This is a genomic window from Curtobacterium sp. PhB142 (assembly GCF_004341255.1).
GTDB lineage: Bacteria > Actinomycetota > Actinomycetes > Actinomycetales > Microbacteriaceae > Curtobacterium.
In genome coordinates this window covers 71,033-90,590 of the sequence record NZ_SLUT01000008.1, presented here as the reverse complement: position 1 = coordinate 90,590, position 19,558 = coordinate 71,033, and the positions used below count along the sequence as shown (strand labels likewise).

19 protein-coding genes are annotated in these 19,558 nt (G+C 74.3%); 6 read left to right on the top strand and 13 right to left on the bottom strand.

All coding sequences use genetic code 11. The annotated features are described in order from the left end of the window. Positions 1–28 precede the first annotated feature (28 nt). Positions 29–442, top strand: a complete 414-nt coding sequence (locus EDF31_RS15880; protein WP_131846832.1) for an SIP domain-containing protein — start codon at positions 29–31, stop codon at positions 440–442. A 156-nt stretch (positions 443–598) separates the two neighbouring features. Then, positions 599–1,099: a DNA starvation/stationary phase protection protein gene (locus EDF31_RS15875; RefSeq protein ID WP_111084072.1), complete on the top strand. Its 501-nt coding sequence runs from the start codon at positions 599–601 to the stop codon at positions 1,097–1,099. 409 nt (positions 1,100–1,508) lie between these two features. On the opposite strand, the gene EDF31_RS15870 is transcribed toward EDF31_RS15875, so the two are convergent. The 5 genes from EDF31_RS15870 to EDF31_RS15850 form a co-directional block, all read right to left on the bottom strand. Further along, entirely contained in the window at positions 1,509–2,171 is a 663-nt protein-coding gene (locus EDF31_RS15870) for a response regulator transcription factor (protein ID WP_123292794.1), read from the bottom strand. Then, on the bottom strand, positions 2,168–3,385 hold the full coding sequence (locus EDF31_RS15865) for a histidine kinase (protein ID WP_131846831.1): 1,218 nt from the start codon (positions 3,383–3,385) through the stop codon (positions 2,168–2,170). The genes EDF31_RS15870 and EDF31_RS15865 overlap by 4 nt, the downstream gene beginning before the upstream one ends. Further along, on the bottom strand, positions 3,382–4,110 hold the full coding sequence (locus tag EDF31_RS15860) for a VTT domain-containing protein (protein WP_131846830.1): 729 nt from the start codon (positions 4,108–4,110) through the stop codon (positions 3,382–3,384). The genes EDF31_RS15865 and EDF31_RS15860 overlap by 4 nt, the downstream gene beginning before the upstream one ends. Before the next feature lie 93 nt (positions 4,111–4,203). Then, the gene (gene rfaE2 / locus EDF31_RS15855; RefSeq protein WP_131846829.1) at positions 4,204–5,799 is read right to left on the bottom strand and encodes a D-glycero-beta-D-manno-heptose 1-phosphate adenylyltransferase; all 1,596 of its coding nucleotides are present in this window, start codon (positions 5,797–5,799) and stop codon (positions 4,204–4,206) included. Continuing rightward, on the bottom strand, positions 5,796–7,211 hold the full coding sequence (locus tag EDF31_RS15850) for an aldehyde dehydrogenase family protein (protein ID WP_131846828.1): 1,416 nt from the start codon (positions 7,209–7,211) through the stop codon (positions 5,796–5,798). The genes rfaE2 and EDF31_RS15850 overlap by 4 nt, the downstream gene beginning before the upstream one ends. A 145-nt stretch (positions 7,212–7,356) precedes the next feature. On the opposite strand from EDF31_RS15850, the gene EDF31_RS15845 reads away from it, so the two are divergent. Continuing rightward, entirely contained in the window at positions 7,357–8,454 is a 1,098-nt protein-coding gene (locus EDF31_RS15845) for a glycosyltransferase family 9 protein (protein WP_131846827.1), read from the top strand. A 669-nt stretch (positions 8,455–9,123) separates the two neighbouring features. On the opposite strand, the gene EDF31_RS15840 is transcribed toward EDF31_RS15845, so the two are convergent. From EDF31_RS15840 to EDF31_RS15810, 7 genes are all read right to left on the bottom strand, one after another. Beyond that, on the bottom strand, positions 9,124–9,828 hold the full coding sequence (locus tag EDF31_RS15840) for an SDR family oxidoreductase (protein WP_131846826.1): 705 nt from the start codon (positions 9,826–9,828) through the stop codon (positions 9,124–9,126). 35 nt (positions 9,829–9,863) lie between these two features. Continuing rightward, positions 9,864–11,246, bottom strand: coding sequence for a PfkB family carbohydrate kinase (locus tag EDF31_RS15835; RefSeq protein ID WP_131846909.1), 1,383 nt, complete (start codon positions 11,244–11,246; stop codon positions 9,864–9,866). Positions 11,247–11,323: 77 nt separating this feature from the next. After that, on the bottom strand, positions 11,324–11,944 hold the full coding sequence (locus EDF31_RS15830) for an SIS domain-containing protein (RefSeq protein ID WP_123339609.1): 621 nt from the start codon (positions 11,942–11,944) through the stop codon (positions 11,324–11,326). Continuing rightward, positions 11,941–13,299, bottom strand: coding sequence for a glycosyltransferase (locus EDF31_RS15825; protein WP_131846825.1), 1,359 nt, complete (start codon positions 13,297–13,299; stop codon positions 11,941–11,943). The genes EDF31_RS15830 and EDF31_RS15825 overlap by 4 nt, the downstream gene beginning before the upstream one ends. Continuing rightward, positions 13,296–14,345: a glycosyltransferase gene (locus tag EDF31_RS15820; RefSeq protein ID WP_131846824.1), complete on the bottom strand. Its 1,050-nt coding sequence runs from the start codon at positions 14,343–14,345 to the stop codon at positions 13,296–13,298. The genes EDF31_RS15825 and EDF31_RS15820 overlap by 4 nt, the downstream gene beginning before the upstream one ends. 53 nt (positions 14,346–14,398) lie before the next feature. Next, on the bottom strand, positions 14,399–15,475 hold the full coding sequence (locus tag EDF31_RS15815) for a glycosyltransferase family 9 protein (RefSeq protein WP_243650094.1): 1,077 nt from the start codon (positions 15,473–15,475) through the stop codon (positions 14,399–14,401). Then, on the bottom strand, positions 15,472–16,038 hold the full coding sequence (locus tag EDF31_RS15810; protein ID WP_131846823.1) for an HAD family hydrolase: 567 nt from the start codon (positions 16,036–16,038) through the stop codon (positions 15,472–15,474). The genes EDF31_RS15815 and EDF31_RS15810 overlap by 4 nt, the downstream gene beginning before the upstream one ends. Positions 16,039–16,138: 100 nt before the next feature. Here EDF31_RS15810 and EDF31_RS15805 point away from each other — a divergent pair, with 100 nt between their 5' ends. From EDF31_RS15805 to EDF31_RS15795, 3 genes are all read left to right on the top strand, one after another. Continuing rightward, on the top strand, positions 16,139–17,131 hold the full coding sequence (locus tag EDF31_RS15805; protein ID WP_131846822.1) for a glycosyltransferase family 9 protein: 993 nt from the start codon (positions 16,139–16,141) through the stop codon (positions 17,129–17,131). A gap of 50 nt (positions 17,132–17,181) precedes the next feature. After that, entirely contained in the window at positions 17,182–17,538 is a 357-nt protein-coding gene (locus tag EDF31_RS15800) for a PRC-barrel domain-containing protein (protein WP_111084060.1), read from the top strand. A gap of 152 nt (positions 17,539–17,690) precedes the next feature. Continuing rightward, entirely contained in the window at positions 17,691–18,617 is a 927-nt protein-coding gene (locus tag EDF31_RS15795; RefSeq protein WP_165901454.1) for an SGNH/GDSL hydrolase family protein, read from the top strand. Here the strand turns inward: EDF31_RS15795 and EDF31_RS15790 are convergent. After that, on the bottom strand, positions 18,565–19,461 hold the full coding sequence (locus EDF31_RS15790) for a universal stress protein (protein WP_131846820.1): 897 nt from the start codon (positions 19,459–19,461) through the stop codon (positions 18,565–18,567). The two genes, EDF31_RS15795 and EDF31_RS15790, sit on opposite strands and share 53 nt — an antisense overlap. Positions 19,462–19,558: the final 97 nt, after the last annotated feature.

Below are 19,558 nucleotides of genomic sequence, written 5' to 3'. Positions count from 1 at the left end.
GAGGTAAGGCTTGCCTTACCGTTGCAGCATGGCACGGACCCGGCGACAGCCCAGCGAACGCATCCTCATCGCCGGCGGCGTCGAGGACCTGCCGGAGATCCGCCGTCAGCTCGAAGACCTGCCGGAGAACGCGTACGGACAGGTCTTCGTCGAGGTCGCCCTCGACGAGCAGATCCGCATCCTGCCCGCGCCGCCCCGCGTGACCGTGACGTGGCTGGTCCGCAGTGCCCGCACCTCGGCGGTGTCGCCGCTCGTCTTCGCCGACAACGGCGAGGCCCTCGCGCACGCCCTGACCGGCTGGGCAGCCGAGTGGTGCGTCGCCGACTGCGAGCCGCGCACGAGCGTCTGGATCGGGTGCACCGACAGCCCCTGGGTCGAGCGGGCGCGTTCCGCCGTCCAGATCGAGCTGAGCGACGCCGGCTTCGACACGCTCGTCGGCTGACCGCTGCCGGCTGGCGGCTGCTCGCCGCCGGTAAGGGCAGCCTCCGCTTCCTTGCGGCATACAAGAGAAGCGGGCATGGTTGTGTCCATCGGCAGCACCGAACTGGTCAGGACAGGCCCAGCGATCCGGTGTAACCACGACGCAGGAGGTTCAGACATGACCACGACCACCACCAGCACCACGACCACCACGTCCCCGTTCTCGACGACGCCGGAGCTCGCCGCCGGAGTGGCACAGTTCCTCGCCCCCGTCGTGATCGACCTCGAGGCACTCGTCGTCAACGGCAAGCAGGCGCACTGGCACGTCCGCGGCCGCAACTTCGTCGGTGTGCACGAGCTCCTCGACGACATCGTCGAGCACGCCCAGGCCTACGCCGACACCGCCGCGGAGCGCATCGTCGCCCTCGGCCTGCCGGTCGACTCGCGCATCGCGACCGTCGCCGCCAACACGACGCTGCCGCCGCTGTCGCAGGGTTTCCAGAACTCTGACGTCACCATCACCGAGGTCATCGCCCAGATCGACGCGGCCCTGCTGCAGGTCCGGCGCGCCGTCGAGGGTCTCGACGAGGTCGACCTCAACAGCCAGGACGTCGTCATCGAAATCGAGCGCGGCCTGACGAAGGACCGCTGGTTCCTGCAGGCGCACCTCGCCGCCTGAGTCGCGACCAACCCCTGACGGGAGGCCCGGTGCCAGCTGGCACCGCGCCTCCCGTCTGTCTGTCGTCGCGTCTGCCCACCGCGACCCGCTTCGACCCGGTGCGACACTCTCGATGTCGTTCGACAACGACCCTGTCGCCGCTCCGCGGGTGCAACCGTTGCGGGCGCGCAGTTGCGACGAACTCGATGTCGTACGACATCGGCGACGTCGCTGGTTGCGCGCGCAAGTACCCGCGCGTTACCTGTACCCGTGCCGGCCCTGCGACACCGACGAGATCGCGCGACACACCGCTGGCGCGACGCCGAGGTTCCACGGACCGACGTTTCGGCGCGCGAGATGTGCAGATTTCGGAACCTCGGGGGACGTGAGCGGCGCGGCGGACGGGGGCCCGGCGGACGGAGGCGGCGCGTCAGGCGGACGGGCGGACCAAGCCGGCCTCGTACGCCAGCACCACGGCGTGCACCCGGTCGCGCAACTGCAACTTCGCCAGCACCCGCCCCACGTGGGTCTTGACGGTCTGCTCCGCGATGAACAGGTCGCCCGCGATCTCGCCGTTCGACCGCCCGCGTGCCATGAGCAGGAACACGTCGCGCTCCCGGTCGGTCAGGACGTCGAGCACCTCGGTGCGCGGAGCGGCGGTGACCGGTCCGGCGACGAACGCCTCGACCAGGTGCCGGGTCACGCGCGGCGCGAGCAGTGCCTCGCCCGCGGCCACTGTGCGCACCGCCGCGACGAGCTCGTCGGCGCTCGCGTCCTTGAGCAGGAAGCCGCTCGCCCCGGCCCGCAGGGCGTCGAACACGTAGTCGTCGATGTCGAACGTCGTCAGCATGACCACGCGGACGGGTCGGTCCGTCGGCGCCGCCGTGATCCGTCGGGTCGCCTCGATCCCGTCGAGTTCCGGCATCCGGACGTCCATCAGGATCACGTCCGGCTGCAGCCGGATCGCCGCGACCACCGCCTCGGCACCGTTCGCGGCCTCGCCGACGACCTCGACGTCGTCCTGGGCCTGGAGGATCGCCCGCAGTCCCATGCGGAACATCTGCTGGTCGTCCACCACCATCACCCGCGTCATCGGCTTCCCCCGTCGGCCGCCGGTACGCGGACGGGCAGGGTCACCACGACCATGAAGCCTCCGTCCGCCGCGGGGCCGTGGTCGATCGTGCCGTCGAGCGCCGTCACCCGCTCGCGCATCCCGGCCAGGCCGAAGCCACCGTCGTCGGGTGGTGCGGCCGGCACGGTGCCAGCGGGTGGAGCGGTGTTGGCGACCTCGACCCGGAGACGCGAGCCGTGCCTCCTGACCGTCACGACGGTGGACGCGCCGGGCGCGTGCCGGGCGACGTTGCCGAGCGCCTCCTGCACGACCCGGTAGACGGTGAGCTGTGCGAGCCGGTCGACGTCGTCGGCGACGTCGACGTCGAGCTCGACGGGGATGCCGGCGGCGCGGGTGGCCTGCACGAGCGCGGGCAGGTCGGCGAGGTCCGGCTGCGGCGCGCGTTCGGCGGCGGTGTCCCCGCGCAGGGTGCCGAGCAGCTGGCGCATCTCGCGCAGCGCGGTGCGCGAGGTCTCGGCGATCGCGGCGAACTCGGCGCGGGCCTCCTGCGGCAGGTCGGCCACCCGGTACGGGGCCGACTCCGCCTGCATGTGCACGACGGACATGCTGTGCGCGACGACGTCGTGCAGCTCGCGGGCGATGCGGGAGCGTTCCTCGACCGTGCGGCGCCGGGCCTGCTCGAGCTCGGCGTCGCGGCGGGCGGCGACGAGCTCCTGGCGGATGCTGCGGCGCTGCCCGATGACGACGGCTGCCGCGGCGACCAGGAGCGTGTCGCCGGCGGACACGACGAAGCTCGTCGCCCACACGGCGGGCTGGTCCCAGCGGCCCGGCGTCACGGCGACGAGCAGCAGGGGGAGCACGGCGGCGACGGCCCACACGATCGCGGTCAGCCGCCAGGTCGAGCGGACCCCGAGCACGACGAGCAGGACGCTCAGGCCGATGATGCCGGTGACCGGGATCGGCCACGGGCTCGTCTCGACCGGGGCGGTGAGCAGGCCGAGCGCGACGAGACCGACGAGGTGGGCGGCGGCTGCGGTTCGGGGGACGAACGGGGCGATGCCGATGCTGACCGCGAGCACCGCCGACACGAGCAGGGAGAGCGGGACGGGGACGGCGTAGTAGACCGAGGTCACCGGGGCGGCGACGCTGAACAGGGACACCACCGCGACCACGAGAGCGATCCGGGTCGCCAGCGGCAGCCAGGTCGGTCGCGGGCGGAGCAGGGCGGTGGTCACGGTCGGACGATCTCTCCGGTGGGGACGATGCGGGGTGTGGCGGACGGGGCGTGCGCGACGGGTGTGGTGCTCGCGGTGGGCACGTCGGTCGTGGGGACGTTCGCGGCGGCCGCTCGGGCGGCACGAGCGTCGCGCCTGCGGCTGATGCTACCGATGACCCGGTCGACCGCGATGCCGAGGCCGCCCGCGACCACCATCGACACCAGGGCGGCGACGAGCGGCTCGTGCAGCACCTGCGACGCGGCCAGGGCGATCCCGACCGAGGTCGCGGACCACGCCGTCCCGGCGATCGCACTGATGGCGAGGAAGCGACGGTAGGGCAGCCGGGTCGCGCCGGCGGTCGTGTTCACCGCGACCCGGCCGACGGGGATGTACCGGCCGACCAGGATCAGGCTCGCGGACCGGCGCTGCATCTGCCGTTCGGCGAACGCGAACGCCGCAGCGATCCGCGGTCGCCGGGACTGCGCCAGGCGAGCGAGTCCGATCCGGCGACCGATCCAGTACGCCACCGAGTCACCCGCGATCGCCCCCACCGCGGCGGCCACCAGGACCCCGGCCAGGACGGGCTGGCCGGACGTCGCGGCGATGGCGGCGATGGCGACCAGCGCCGACTCGCTCGGGACCGGCGGGAAGAAGCCGTCGACGAAGCACAGGGCGACGAGCACGACGTAGACGAGCGGACTCGCGGCCAACTCGACGACGAACGGGGTGATCTGGTCGAACACGGCGACGCTCCCTCCGCCGACGGACCTCGTCGACGGGTTCGACGCTACGGAGCGCCGGGAGCGCTGCCATCCCGCCGGGGTCTCGACGACCCCCTACTGCGGTATGACCTTTCCGTCGGTGGTCCCCTCGGGGTCGGGCGCGGCTGCGGGCGCGGTGGTCGCTGCGGCTGGCACCGCGGACCCGGCCGACGCTGCAGCTGGCACCGCGGACCCGGCCGACGCTGCCGCGGCCTCGCGGATGCGCCGGACCACGGCCGTCGTGGAGTGCTCGGGGACGTAGTCGACCATGACCACCTCACCGCCGTACCCGCGGACGACCGCCGTCTCGCGGAGCATCTCGGGTGAGTAGTCACCGCCCTTGACGTAGACCTCGGGGCGCAGCCGTTCGATGAGCGGGATCGGGGTGTCGGTCGCGAAGACCGTCACCAGGTCGACGCAGGCCAGGGCGGCGATCACCCCGGCGCGGTCCTCGGCCGGGTTGATCGGGCGTTCCGGTCCCTTCAGCCGCCGCACCGAGTCGTCGTCGTTCAACGCGACGACGAGCAGGTCGCCGAGGTCCCGGGCCTGGCGCAGGTACGTCGTGTGCCCACGGTGCACGACGTCGAAGCAGCCGTTCGTGAACACCACGCGCCGACCGACCTGACGGGCCCGTTCGACGGCGGCCGCGAGTTCGTCGTGGTCGACGACGGTCGCGGCCGGCGCCGTCACCGAGTCGAGCAACGCGGCGGCGCTGCAGACCGACGTACCGGCTTCGCGGACGACGACGTCGGCGGCGGCCTGTGCCACGGACACGGCATCACGGACGGACGCGTCGACCGCGAGCGCCACCGTCGCGGCGGCGCAGAACGTGTCCCCGGCGCCGGACGCCTGCTGCTCCGAGGCCGGCACCGCGCGGGTGCGGAAGCCCTCGTCCGTGTCGGGCTCGAGCAGCACGGTGCCGTCGCGGTCGAGCGTGACGACGGCCGCGCGGGCACCGGTCCGGGCGAGGACGTCGGCGCGCGCCCCCAGGACGGCGGCCACCCGGTCGGCGCCGTTTCCGAGGTCGCGTCCGAGCAGTGCTGCGGCCTCGCCGGCGTTGGGTGTGACGAGGTCGGGTCGCAACGGCGCCCAGCGGGGCAGGTCGTGCGCGTCGACGACGATGGACCCGGGGCGGTCGCGGTCGAGCACCGGGACGACGTCCTCGGCGCGGACGCCGAGTCCGTAGTCGCAGACGACCGCGGCGTCGGCGCACCGGACCGCTCGGGCGACGGCGCGTGCCAGCAGTTCGTTGTGGTCGGCGGTCGGGGTTCCGGCCAGGTCGTCGACCCGGACCACGACCCGGTCGCCACCGACCACGCGGGACTTCGTGGTGGTGCGTGCACCGGTGATCTCGACCAGGAACGTCGTGTCGACGCCCGCGGTCTCGAGCCGTTCGCGCAGGACGTCACCGGCCTCGTCGTCGCCGATGAGTCCGACGATCCGGACCCGGGCGCCGAGCGCGCGGGCGTTCACCGCGGTGTTCGCCGCCCCGCCGGGCACCGCGATGGTCTCGGTGACCCGGACGACGGGTGCCGGTGCCTCGCGCGAGACCCGCTCGGCCTCGCCCACGGTCCACCGGTCGAGGATGCAGTCGCCGATCACGACGACGAGCGGTTCGCGGTCGTCGATCGTGGCGACCAGGTCGCGGACGAGCCGGACGTCGACGCTCATCGTGTGCCGCCGACGGTGCGTGCGGGGGCGGGCTCGAGGTGCACGACCGTGGTGGTGGTCATCTCGTCGAGCAGGTGCGGGCCGTACCCGAAACCCGCTCCGGAGGCACGGCGTGGCTGGGCGCTGCCGCCCGGTGCCCCGCCGAACACCGCGTTGACCTTGACGGTGCCGACCGGCAGTTCCGCGGCGGCGCGCAGGGCGTGACCGGTGTCGTTCGTCAGGACGGTGGCGGCCAGGCCGTACCGGTCGGCGGCGGCGAGCCGGAGGCCCTCGTCGAAGTCAGCCACGACGCGGACCGGCGCGATCGGGCCAAAAGTCTCCTCGGTCATCACGAGCATGTCATCGGTGCACCCGGTGAGCACGGTCGCCGGGTAGAACGACCCGACGCCGTCCGGGGTGACCCCACCGGTCCGCGCCGAGGCACCGCGCTGCAGGGCGTCGTCGACGTGCGCCTGCACGGTGCTGCGCAGCCGGTCGTCGACCAGCGGACCGTAGGTCGTCGCGGGTGCGGCGGTGCGGCGCTCCGCCTCGGCCACGAGGGCGGCGACGAAGGGCTCGGCCACGTCGCGGTGCACGTAGACGCGTTCGACGCTGGTGCAGATCTGCCCGGTGTTCGCGAACGCACCGAGCGCCACCTGGGCGGCGGCCCACTCCGGGTCGACGTCGGCGTCGACGACGACCGCGTCGTTCCCGCCGTTCTCACGGATCACGTGGGCTCGGGTCGCGACGGCGACCTCGGACAGCCGGTCACCGGTCGCGGTGGACCCGACGTGCGCGTAGACGTCAATGCCCTCCTGGGCGAGCAACAGCTCGCCGGTGGACCCGTCCCCGTCCACGCCGACGAGCACGCCGTCGGGCAGGACCTCGGCGAGCAGCGCGTTCAGGCGCGCGATGGTGGCGGGGGACCGCTCGCTGCCCTTGTGCACCACGGTGTTGCCGGTGACGATCGCGGCACCGAGGATCCCGCAGGCCACGGCGACCGGGTCGTTCCACGGAGTGAGGACGAGCACGACGCCGCGGGGGTGCGGGACGGCCCAGTCGGCGGCCCCGAACTGCCCGCGCAGCGCCTCGCCGCGGTGCACCGGTCCGAGCTCGGCGTACTGCACGAGGGTCCCGACGCCGGCCTCGACCCCACCGAGTGCGTCACCCGGTACCTTGCCGGTCTCGCGGGTGTTCAGCTCGGCGAGCTCCTCGGCGTGCGCGCGCACGTGCTCGGCCGCCGCGTGCAACAGTGCGCCGCGCTCGGCCGGGGCGGTGCGCCCCCAACGGCCCGCAGCGGCGCGGGCGCGGGCGACCGCGTCGCGGATCTCGGCTTCGGAGGCACGGGGCACGGTCGACGCGACCGTCCCGTCGACGGGGTCGGTCACCACCAGGTCCGTGGCGGCGTCGGCAGCTGCGGGTGCGATCGTCATGGTGTCCTTCCGGAGGGCCTACGGGGGTCAGACGGTGCTCGGACACCGCTGTGTGCCGACTCGACTCCGCGCTTCGTGTCCATCGGTGGCCGTCCGTCGCCCGGTGCTGGACGTCCCACCGGCATCCGACCGGTAGACGAGAAGCGTGCAGCAGATCGGTGTGGGCGGAGAACGGTTCGACGGCGTGACCGAGATCGCGGTGCTCCGCGGCGGGGGCCTCGGCGACCTGATGTTCGCCGTACCGGCCTTCGAGGCCCTCGCCGCCGCCTACCCGGACGCGCGCATCACCCTCCTCGGTACGGCCGCCGCGGCAGCGGTCCTGGGCGGCCGGACAGACGCCGTGCACGCCTTCGAGGAACTCCCGGTCGCTCCGGGTGTCCGCGACGCCGGCGACGACGCTCCTGATGCCGAGGACTTCTTCGCGCGGCTGTCCGGCCGGTTCGACCTCGCGGTGCAGCTGCACGGTGGGGGTCGCAACTCGAACCCGTTCCTGCTCCGCCTCGGCGCCCGGCACACCGTCGGCACCGCGACCGCGGACGCCGAGGTCCTCGAGCGCTGGGTGCGCTACGTGTACTACCAGCACGAGGTCCTGCGTGCCCTCGAGGTCGTGTCGCTCGCGGGGGCCGCCCCCGTCACGCTCGATCCGCGGGTGCACGTGTCCGACGACGAGCGGGCGGCGGTCCGCGAGCGGCTCGGGGTCGCCGGGGACGGCACCCGGCTCCTGGCGATCCACCCCGGAGCGACGGATCCGCGTCGCCGATGGAGCCCCTCGCGCTTCGCCGAGGTCGCCCGTGTCCGGCTCGCCGCCGGGGACGACGTGGTGCTCGTCGGCGACGCGTCCGACGTGCCGGCGTCCACCGCCATCGTCGACGCGCTGCCCGCCGACCTCGCCGGACGCGTGCACGACCTGACCGGTGCCGTGCCGCTCCGCGAGCTCCCCGCCGTGCTCGCCGCCGCCGACGTCATGGTCGGCGACGACTCCGGCCCGCGGCACCTGGCGGTCGCCGTCGGGACGCCCACCGTCGGCGTGTTCTGGTTCGGCAACGTCGTCAACGCCGGGCCGTTCGACCGCGGGCGCCACCGCGTGCACCTGTCCTACGTCACGCGCTGCCCGGTCTGCGGAGTCGACGTCACGCAGGTGGGGTGGACGGCCGAGCGCTGCGCGCACGACCCGTCCTACGTCGACGAGGTCGACCCGCAACTGGTCCTCGACGACGCCGCCGACCTGCTGCGCACCGTTTGACCGCACCGTGCGCACGTCGCCACCCTGTGCGCGGTTGGCCGCTGCGTGCGGCGCTGCAAGCGCGCACCACGCCGTCAACCCCGCACCAGGCAACGCAAGCCGCACCGTGCGCACGTCCCCACCCGGTGCGCGGTTGACCGCTGCGTGCGGCGCCACAGGCGCGCACCACGCCGTCAACCCCGCACCAGACGACGCACGCCGCACCGCGCAGGCAACGTGACAAGACCGACGGCCGGGAGGCACGGTGCCAACCCGGCACCGCGCCTCCCGTCCGCACCGTGCGCACGTCCCCACCCCGTGCGCGGTTGACCGCTGCGTGCGGCGCTGCAAGCGCGCACCACGCCGTCAACCCCGCACCAGACGACGCAAGCCGCACCGTGCAGGCAACGTGACAAGACGGACGGACGGGAGGCACGGTTCCAACCCGGCACCGCGCCTCCCGTCCGCACCGTGCGCACGTCGCCACCCGGCGCGCCGTTGACCGCTGCGTGCGGCGCTGCAAGCGCGCACCACGCCGTCAACCCCGCACCAAACGACGCAAGCCGCACCGCGCAGGCAACGTGACAAGACCGACGGACGGGAGGCACGGTGCCAACCCGGCAGGTGCCTCCCGTCCGCCCCGTGGCGAAAACCAACGCACCAGGCAGCGGCGCGGCGCGCAGCGAGCGCCTACGGCCAGCTCGGCTCCGTCGCGGGCATGATCGACAGCTCCCGGATCTCGCAACCGGCCGGCTGCGACAGCGCGAAGAGGATCGCGTTCGCGACGTACTCGGGCTCGATGAGCTGCGCGTCCGGACCCGGCTTGTACTGCTCGGTGCGGTCGGCGAAGAAGTTCGTGCGCATGCCGGCCGGGATCACGTTGGTGACACCGATGCGGCCGGCGGTCTCGGCGGCCAGGGCCTGCGAGAAGCCGCGGACGCCGAACTTCGACGCCGAGTACGCGGTGCCGTCGCCGACGCCGCGCAGGGCGAGCGACGACGAGATCGTGACCACACGTCCGTGCGCTGCCTCGAGGGCGGGCAGTGCGGCGCGGACGACCGAGGCGGTGCCGATGAGGTTGACCGCGACGATCTTCTCCCAGTTGCCGGAGGAGATCGCGTCGATCGGTGCCGGGGTGTCGATCCCCGCGGCGGTCACGACCGCGTCGAGTCCGTCGTGACGCTCGGCCGCCTGGCGGACCGCCTGCTCGACCGCGTCGGTGTCCGACACGTCGACGGCCACGGCGTCGATGCCCTCGGACACGGCGTCGACGCGCAGGTCGAGGACGATCGGGGTGCCGCCGGCCTCGACGACCGCGACGACGACCGCCGCGCCGAGTCCGGAGGCGCCGCCGGTGACGAGGATGCGACCGATGGGGGTGGTGGGGACGGGCATGGACTTCCTTCCGTAGGGGCGTGGATCCGTCGGGCTCAGCCGACGTGTTCGAGGGCTGCGGCGAGCCGGGTCGTCGAGCGGCCGGGGTGGAACGGGACGGTGACGACTCGTCCGCCCCACTCGGCGAGGGTCGCGGCCTCGGGCAGCTCGCTCGCGGTGTAGTCGCCGCCCTTCGCCCAGACGTCCGGGCGGAAGCGGCGGAGGGCCTCGTCGGGGGTGTGCTCGTCGAACACCACGACGGCGTCGACGCAGTCCAGGGCGAGCAGGAGTTCGACGCGGTCGTCCTGGGTCATGATCGGTCGGTCCGGACCCTTGAGCGCCCGGACCGAGGTGTCCGAGTTGAGGCACACGACCAGGCAGTCGCCGAGTGCCCGCGCTGCCGAGAGGGTGCGCGCGTGCCCGGCGTGCAGCAGGTCGAAGCAGCCGCCGGTCGCGACGACGGTGCCGCCGGCGCTCCGGACCTCGTGCACGGTGCGCAGCGCGTCGCGGTCGGCTCCCGGTACCCGCAGCGGCGCGGGGCCGTCGTCGGCGAAGAGCGCGGTGACTCCGCCGGCGGCCAGGTACTCGGAGGCCGCGACCACGCCGGCGGCGACGGCGTCGGGGACGTCCGCTCCACCGGCCAGTGCGACGGCGACACCGGCCGCCAACCGGTCGCCGGCGCCGCACGGGTCGCCGGCGGTGACGGAGGGTGCCGGCACGAAGCGGCTGTCCGAACGGTCGTCGGCGAGGAGTGCTCCGCGATCGCCGAGCGTCACCGCGACGGCGCCGACGCCCCACTGCTCGACGAGGGCCGCCGCGGCCACGGTCGCGAAGGGCACGGTCGCGACGGGCACGCCGTGGCCCTCGACGTCGGTGAACCGGCGGGCCTCGGCGGCGTTCGGGGTGGCCACGGTGATGCCGGGAACGGGTGCGGCGCCCTTCGGGTGCGGGTCCCAGACCACGGGGGTGTGCTCGGCGACGCGCGCGAGAGCCTCCCGCAGCGCCGGAGCCGCAGCGACCCCGCGGCCGTAGTCGGCGACGACGATCGCGTCGGCGTCGTCGAGGGCGGCCGTCATGGCGTCGGTGGCCTCGGGCACGGGCGGGGTCGCACAGCCCTCGTCGATGCGGATGAGCGCGTGGTCGACGACGCGCACGCGGGTCTTCACCGGCGTCGGGGCACCGGAGGACTCGGCGACCACGGTGACGTCGGGGAGCAGGTCGCGGAGTTCCTGCGCGCGGCTGTCGTCGCCCAGGACGGTGACCAGGGTGACGTCGTGTCCGTCACGCACCAGCATCGTGGCGACGAGTCCGGCACCCCCGGCGCGGCGGTCGTCGGTCGTGACGTCGACGACGGGCACGGGTGCGTCCGGGCTGAGCCGATCGCTGGTGCCGGCCACGTCGACGTCGAGCAACGTGTCGCCGACGACGACGATCCGCAGGCGACGACCCGCCGCGCGGTGCTGCGCTGCCGGTCGCTGCGCTGCCGGCGGCTGCGGCGCTGCCGGCCGCTGCGGCGTCATCGCCGGACCCCGCGGCGCAGCGCGGGCTCCATCGCCCGGCACAGGGCGTGCACGAGCACGAGCTGCGCCTCCTGCACGTTGGCGGACGGCCCCGCGATGCAGATCGCGTCGTCCACGGCCTCGGCCAGGGGGTTCGGCCGGGGCCCGGTCATGGCGATCGTCCGGGCGCCGACGGCTCGGGCGGCCTCGGCGGCGCGGAGCAGGTTCGGGCTCCTGCCGCTCGTCGACAGCAGCACGACGACGTCACCCGCCCGGGCGTGCGCCGACACCTGTCGGGCGAAGACCTGGTCGAAGCCGTAGTCGTTGCCGATCGCCGTGACGGCCGAGGTCTCCGCGTGCAGCGAGATCGCGGAGTAGGCGGGGCGGTCGCCGTCGAACCGTCCGGTGAGCTCCGAGGTCAGGTGTTGCGCCTCGGCGGCCGACCCGCCGTTCCCCGCGGCGAGCAGGCGGCGACCCGCGACGAGTCGGGCCGCGATGTCGTCGGCCCAGGCGGCGATGTGGTCGTGGTGGTCGACGAGCGAGGCGATCACCGGGACCGAGGCGGCGACGTGGTCGAGCACGATGCGTGCACTCGCGGTGGTGTGCTCGTCGATGCCGGGCTGCTGGTCGATGGTCATCGGGCGGTCCTCTCGGTCGGCTGTGCAGCACGCGGGACCCGTCCGGCGTGGGTGGCGGTGCGCTGCGGTGCGCCCGCCGTGGTGGTGCGCTGCGCTGCACCCGCCGTGGTGGTCGGTGCGGCCACGGCGACCGCACCGGCCAGCAGCCGCTCGTAGACGCGCTCGCTGTCCGCGGCGACCTTCTGCCACGTGTACCGCGACTCCGCGCGTGCGCGGCCGGCCCGGCCGAGGGATCCGCGGCGGTCGGGGTCATCGAGCAGGGCGCCGACGGCAGCGGCGACCTCGGCCTCGTCGCGCGGCGGGACGTGCAGGCCCGTGCCGTCCTCGACGACGGTGTCGATGAGCCCACCGACACTCGACGCGACGACGGGTCGACCACAGGCCATCGCCTCCAGCGGGACGATGCCGAACGGCTCGTACCAGGGTGCGCAGACCACGACGTCGGCGCTCCGGTACACGGCGGGCATCTCGTGCTGCGCCAGCTGTCCGCGGAAGGACACGTGGTCACGGACCCCGAGCGACCGGGCGAGCGCGTCGAGCCGCTGGTACTCGGGGTCGTCCACCAGGTCAGCCCCGGCGACACCGGCACCGCCGACGACCACGAGTTCGACGTCGCGCCCCTCGGCGACCAGGGCGGCGAGCGCGGCGATGGTCGTGCCGACGCCCTTGCGCCGGACCAGCCGCGACACGGTGAGCACCCGCTGCGGACGGCCGCGCTCCTCGACGGGTCCGTCGGGGCGGAACAGCGCCACGTCGACGCCGCACGGCACGACGGAGATGCGCTGCAGGGGGACGCCGAGGGCCTTGAGCTCGAAGGCCTCGTCGGAGCACGTCGCGACGACCTGGTCGGCGCTCCGTCCGACGGCCGGTTCGAGCCACTCGCGCTCGGCGGGACTCGTGTCGGCCGAGCCCTGGTGCCGACGCTTCACGACGCCGAGCGCGTGGAAGGTCTGCGCGACGGCGATGCGGGTGCCGCCGGTCCGGGCCTGCACCTGCGCGACGGCGTCGAGTGCCGCGTGCCCGGACATCCAGAAGTGGGCGTGCACGACGTCGGGCCGGTCCACGAACCACTCCGCGGCGAGCACCGACGCGAACGTCCCCATGAAGGGGAACAGCTCGTCCTTCGGCACGTGCCGCGCCGGACCGGCGTCGACGTGCACGACGTCGACCCCGGGTCGCAGCGGCACCCGGACCGGCGCGGATGCGTCGTCACGCCGGGTGTAGACGGTCACCTGGTGCCCGCGGTCCGCGAGCGCCCCGGACAGTTCGGCCACGTGGACGTTCTGTCCACCGGCGTCGACGCCGCCGAGCACGGCGAGCGGGCTCGCGTGCTCCGACACCATCGCGATCTTCATCGAAGGCTCCCCTCGAACGTGGCCGACGTCGTGGCCGAAGTCGCGGCCGAAGTCGTGGCCGAAGTCGGGGCCGACGCCGCCCGGTCGCGCCGGGCGCCGCGGGTCACGGCGTCGTCGAGCAGGTCGTCCCAGTCGGCGGTGAAGCGGCCGAGCGCATGCCGTGCGAGCACGGCCTCCCGCGCCACGGCACCCCGTCGGCGCGCCTCGTCGGGGTCCTCGATGAGGATCCGGGAGGCCCGCACCAGCTCCTCGACGTCCGTCGCGATCGCGCCGGCCTCGCCCGGCACCGTGCGGGCCGCGTCCGTCGTCGCGAGCACCAGCACCGGCATCGCCAGGTGCATCGCCTCGAGGAGGGACAGCCCCAGCGAGGTCCACCGGTTCGGGTGGACGTACGCGCGGCGTTCCGCGAGGGCCGTGTGCATCGGGTCGGAGGGCACGTCACCGCGGGCGACCACGGCGTCGCCGAAGCCGACCTCCGGCAGCCGCTCGGTGCCCATGCCCCAGACGTCGACGGGCGCCACGGCCGCGAAGCGGGGGAGCAGGTCGGTACCGACGACGCGGTCCCGACGGACGGGCTCGTTGATGACGACGCCGAGGCGGTCGAGCGAGCCGGTGTAGCGCGGGCCGGGGTCGACGACGCCGTGTTCGACGACCGTGGTGCGCGTGGTGCCGCAGTCCCACATGAGCGCGTTCCAGTGCGTGACGTGCGCGATGGTCAGGTCGTCGCGGTCGCGGAACGGGTGCAGGCTGTTCGGCACGTCGATGCGGGGCGCGTTGTGCTCGACGAAGACGATCGGCACGTCGCGACCGGCGAGCAGGCGCTTCGCCGCGTCGAGTTCTTCGGTGCGTTGCAGGACGACCACGTCGACCTCGGCGTCGGCGACGTCGACGGGGTCGATCTCGATCGCCGACGCCGGCCAGGCGCGCCCGCCACGTCCCAGGCCCCACGCGTCGCGCGTTGGCGTGGTCGGGATCAGGTACTCGTGCGGGCCGCGGACGAACGCGTCCATCCAGCCGCCGTGCACGTGCCATACGAGGATGCGCATGCGGGGCCTTTCGGTCGGTCGGGCACGAGGAGAAGGGGGAGCAGTGGCGGACGCTACGCAGCACCTTCTGGCGCGCTCCGCAGACTTCTCGGTTCCATCCGCGAAGCGCGGTCGAGCAGCCGTTCGTGGGCCGCGAGCACGTCCTCGATGCGCACCGTGGACAGGCACGGGTGCCCCGCGACGGGGCACTCCCGGGCTCGGCTGAGCCGGCAGGGAGCCGCCTGGTCCCCGAGCAGTTCGACCAGCGGTGCGTACGGTGCCCACCGGACGGCGGGGACGACGGGCGAGAAGAGGCTGACGATCGGTGCGCCGACCGCCGCGGCGAGGTGCGCCGGCCCGGTGTTGCCGACGACGACGACCTCGGCACCGGCCAGGACCGCGGCGAGCTCGGCGGGCGTGGTCCGACCGCCGAGGTCGATGCCGGTGGCACCGGCGACGGCGGCGGTCAGGTCGCGTTCCCCGGAGGAGCCGGTGACGACGACGGGCACGCCACGCTCGGCGTACGCGGCGACGAGCTCCCGGTGGTGCGATGCCGGCCACGACCGGGCGGGGACGCTGGCGCCGGGGTGCACGACCACGTACCGTCCCAGCCCGGCCACGGACCGGGGTGCGACGGCGTCGTGACGCACCACGAGCCTCCCGTCGTCCTCCGACGGCAGCCGGAACCCGGCCGCGTCGGCGATCCGGAGCGCACGCTCGGGCTCGGGGACGTCCTCGGGCAGGTCCTCGCCGGGTCGCAGGCGGACGTCGAGGAGCGACCCCGGGTGGTCGACCGAGGCCCCGGAGACGCGGGGGACACCGGCGAGGCGCAGGAGTAGCGCCAGGGGCAGCGGCGACTGGTGGAACGAGGTGAGGACGACCGCTTCGTCGGGTCGCTCCTCGACGACGAGCGCGCGGAACTCGGCGAGCACGGCGTCGTCGATCGGCCGCGCGGTCTCGGTGACCCACGGCGCTGCCCACACCCGGACGCGGTCCACGCCGGGCAGCAGGTCGGCGGCCGGGGCGCCCTGCGGCCCGCAGAGCATCGTGACGTGCGAGGCCCCGGCGGCGACGGCGCGGACGGCGGGGCCGGCGACCAGGACGTCACCGAACGAGTCGAGGCGCGCCACCAGGACGCGGGGACGGCTCACGTGCGGTCCGTCCTGACGGTCGACGGTCCGGCCGCGGCGATCACCAGGTCGACGGCCTCGGCGAGGGTCGCCGCGACGGTCTCGGCGTCGTCGACCTCCTCGGGCCGCGTGCGCGGGGTCGGCACGAGCACGCCCTGCGCCCCTGCAGCCCGCGCCGCCTGCACGTCGGCGCCGATGTCGCCGACCAGCACGAGCGTGTCCGGCGGGACCCCGAGTCGCTCGGCGGCGTCGAAGACCATGCCCGGCCGCGGCTTCCGGCACGCGCAGTCGTCGCCGGCGTCGTGCGGGCAGACGCACCAGACGTCGAACGGCCCGACGAGCGCGTCCACGCGGGCGTTCGTCGCGTCGACCTGCTCGCGCGTCGCCAGGCCCTTCGCGACCACGGACTGGTTCGTGACCACGCCGAGCAGCAGCCCGGCTGCACGAGCCCGCTCCACGGCGCGACGGGCACCGGGGACGGGCACCACCAGGCGCGGGTCGGCGTTGTACGGGACGTCCACGACGAGGGTGTCGTCGCGGTCGAAGAGCAGGCCGCGGATCGCGCGGTCCGGAGCGAGGGGCATGGCACCGGAGTACCGGTCGGCGGCCGCGTGCCGGCTCAGGACAGCCGGGGAACGCGCCCGCAGCCGACGCCACCAGCGGGCACCGCCTACCGTCGCGCCCGTGACCGCACTCGAGACCCTGCCCGCCACCGACGGACGCCCGGAGCTCGTCGTCCTCCGCGCCATCAAGCTCGGCGACCTCCTGGTCGCCGTCCCCGCGCTCCGCGCTCTGCGACGGGCCTTCCCGGACCACCGCATCACCCTCGCGACGACGGCGTGGCTGGCGCCCGTCGTCGAGCTCGTCCCCGCCGTGGACGTCCACCTGGCGCAGCACGGCCTCGACCACCCGATCAACGCCCCCGCAGGCACGGTCGACGTCGCGGTGAACCTGCACGGCGCCGGCCCCGAGTCGTCCGACCTGATCGCCGCCCTGCAGCCCCGTCGGGTCATCGGGCACGCCGACCCGACCCACGGACACGACGGTCCCGAGTGGCCGTCCGACGTGCACGAACGCGACCGCTGGGCGGACCTGCTCACCTGGCACGGCGTCCCCGCCGACGCCGACGACGTGGCCGTCGACCGCCCCTCGGCACCGCCCGTCGTCGCCGACGCCGCGGTCGTCCACGTCGGTGCCTTCCACGGGGCGCGGCACTGGCCCACGGACCGCTTCGCCGACGTGGTGCGCGGACTGCGGGAGCGCGGTGCCGACGTGGTCCTGACGGGAGGCGCGGACGACGTCGTCCGTGCACGTGCCGTCGCGGACGCGGCCGGCCTGGCGCCGGGGGCGGTCCTGGCCGGCTCCCTGGAGCTGCAGGAGTTCGCGGGCGTCATCGCCGCGGCGCGGCTCGTCGTCACCGTCGACACGGGTGCGGCGCACCTCGCGACCGCCTACGGCGTGCCGTCGGTGGTGCTCTTCGGCCCGGCGCCGCCGGAGGCCTGGGGGCCGCCCGCGTCGGGTCCGCACGTCGTCCTCACCGATGCCTCGGTCCGGCGCGGCGACGTCTTCGCCGAGGACCCCGACCCGGCGATCCTGGCGGTCAGCGCGGCCGACGTGCTCGCCGCGGTGGACCGGCTCGACGTGCTCGGGGTGACCGCACAGGCGACCGACCGGTAGCGTCAACCGAGAGCCACCCGGACCCACCGGGCACTCGGAAGGAGTCCTTCGTGTTCGAAGCCGCCAACATCCGTGACTGGATCGGCCTGCCGGTCGTCGACGAGGCCGAGGACAAGGTCGGGACGCTCGAGAGCATCTACTACGACACCGCCACGTCCGAGCCGGCGTTCGGTGCGCTCACGACCGGGATGGTCGGCTTCCAGAAGCTCGTGTTCGTCCCCCTCGTCGGGGCGACCGTCGCACCGAAGCACCTGCGCGTGACCTTCCCGAAGAAGCTCGTGAAGGACGCGCCCTCCATCGCGACCGACGGTGAGCTCGACGCCGCGACCGAGCCCGAGCTGTTCCAGCACTACGGCCTCGAGTACCGCACGGGCAGCGGCGGCGAGCGTCGCCTCGGACGCCGCTGAGGCCGGGACTGCTCCGGATCGCCCGCCGACCACTGCGCACTGCCCTGGCGGTGGTCGGCGCCGTCTGTCTCGTGGCGGCGGGCCTCGGCGGGTCCGTCGGCGCGCCGTCGGCCTCCGCGGCGCCGATGTGGCCGGTGCCCGAGCCGTACCCCGTGACCGCCGACCCCACCGAGACGCTCGACGCGATCCCGCCGGGCAGTGAGTACGTGGCGCTCGGCGACTCCTACTCGGCCGGGTACGGCCTGGGGGACCGCACCGGGCTGCCCACGAACGCCTGCGTGCAGTCGGCGCGCGACTACCCGCACCGGCTCGCGGCGCAGTTCGGGCTCGCCCTGACCGACGTCACGTGCGCCGGCGCCACGAGCGACGACGTCACCACGGGCCACCAGTTCAAGGGCGTCCCACCCCAGATCGAGTCGTTGTCCGACCGCACCCGACTGGTGACCCTGACGATCGGCGGCAACGACGCCGACCTGTTCGGCACGGCGGCCTCGTGCCTGGCGATCTCCGCGAACGGCCCGGTGTTCTCGGGCCGTGACGCCCCGTCGTGCGAGAGCACCCTGGTGCAGGACGGCGTCGACCAGCTCGCCGTGAAGATCCAGTCGCGCGTGGCCCTCGGCATCGCCGACACACTCGGCGCGGTGCAGCGGGCCGCCCCGAACGCCGTCGTCGTGTTCCTCGGGTACCCGGCGATCTTCCCGGACGCCGAGGACACCCCCGCGAAGGGCTGCTTCCGGTCGGCACTCGACCTCGGCACCCTGGCGGGCTCGTTCCCGTCGGACACCTACCCCTTCACGGACACCGACGTCGAGTACCTGCACGGTGTCCAGGACGAGCTCAACGAGGTCTCCCGGTCCGCTGCCGCCGCCGCCGGGGTGCGGTTCGTCGACGTCTTCGCGAGCACGCAGGACCACTCGCCGTGCGCCGCGTCGAAGCGCTACGTGGCCGGTGTGACCCTCACTGGTTCCGGCGACCTGCGGAAGATCGACCTGAAGGCCGGCGCCCTGCACCCGAACGAGCGCGGCGTCACGTACCTGACCGCGCGGATGGCCGCCGCGATCCGCGCCCTCGCCGGCTGATCCCACCGGCGGTCTCGGTCGCCGTGGCCGCTCGGCTGTCCGGGTGCGCCGCCGGCGGGACCACGCAGACCGGGGCGGCGGTCTCGCGCACGACGTCGTGGAGCAACGAGCCCGAGAGTGCGCGCACGTGGCCGCGGCCGAGCACCACCAACGACGCCCGGCGGGTGTGCGACGCGATGGCGTGACCCGGGTGGCCCTCGACCAGCAGCGGACGGAGGCGGAGCGACGGGTACCGCGCGGCCAGCACGGACGTCACCCGCTGCAGCAGTTCGGCGTTGCTCGTACGCCACCGGAGCGGGTCCTCGGCGAAGTCGGTCAGCCCCGTCCGCGTGAGCACGGGCATCTCCCAGGCGCGCAGCAGCGTCAGCCGTCGGTTCCGCCGGACGGCCTCGTCGACGGCGATCGACACCGCACGTTCGTCGATCGGGTCCTCCACCGCGAGCACCACGTCACCGTCGATCGGGTGCGGACCCTCCGGCACGACCACGGTCGGGACGGCAGCACGCTCGGCGACCCGCGCCGGGTCACCGCCGGCCGTCGATCCGCGCCGGTGGCGGAAGCTCCCGATCACGAGCAGGTCGCCGCCGTCCGACTCCTCGACCAGGGCTGCGGCGAACGGACCCGCGTGCCGGTGCACCTCGACCGCCACACCGGGCAGAGCGGTCCGCGCGGCCTCGGCGAGCTGGTCGGCGACCGGCGTCCGACCCTCCAGCGCGTGGTCGGCGCCGATGATCCGCAGCCGCTCGACACCGGCACCGGCGCGGGCCACGATCCACCGCAGGGCCTCGTCGTGGGGCATCGCCGCATCGGCGGCCAACGTCACCGTCGTCCATCGCTCGTCCATCCCGATCGGCCTCCTCCGTCGCAGGCTTCGGGGCCGTCACCTGGCGCTCCGTGCGCCACACGGTACTCCGGTCGGGGGCGGTGGAACCGGCCGTGCG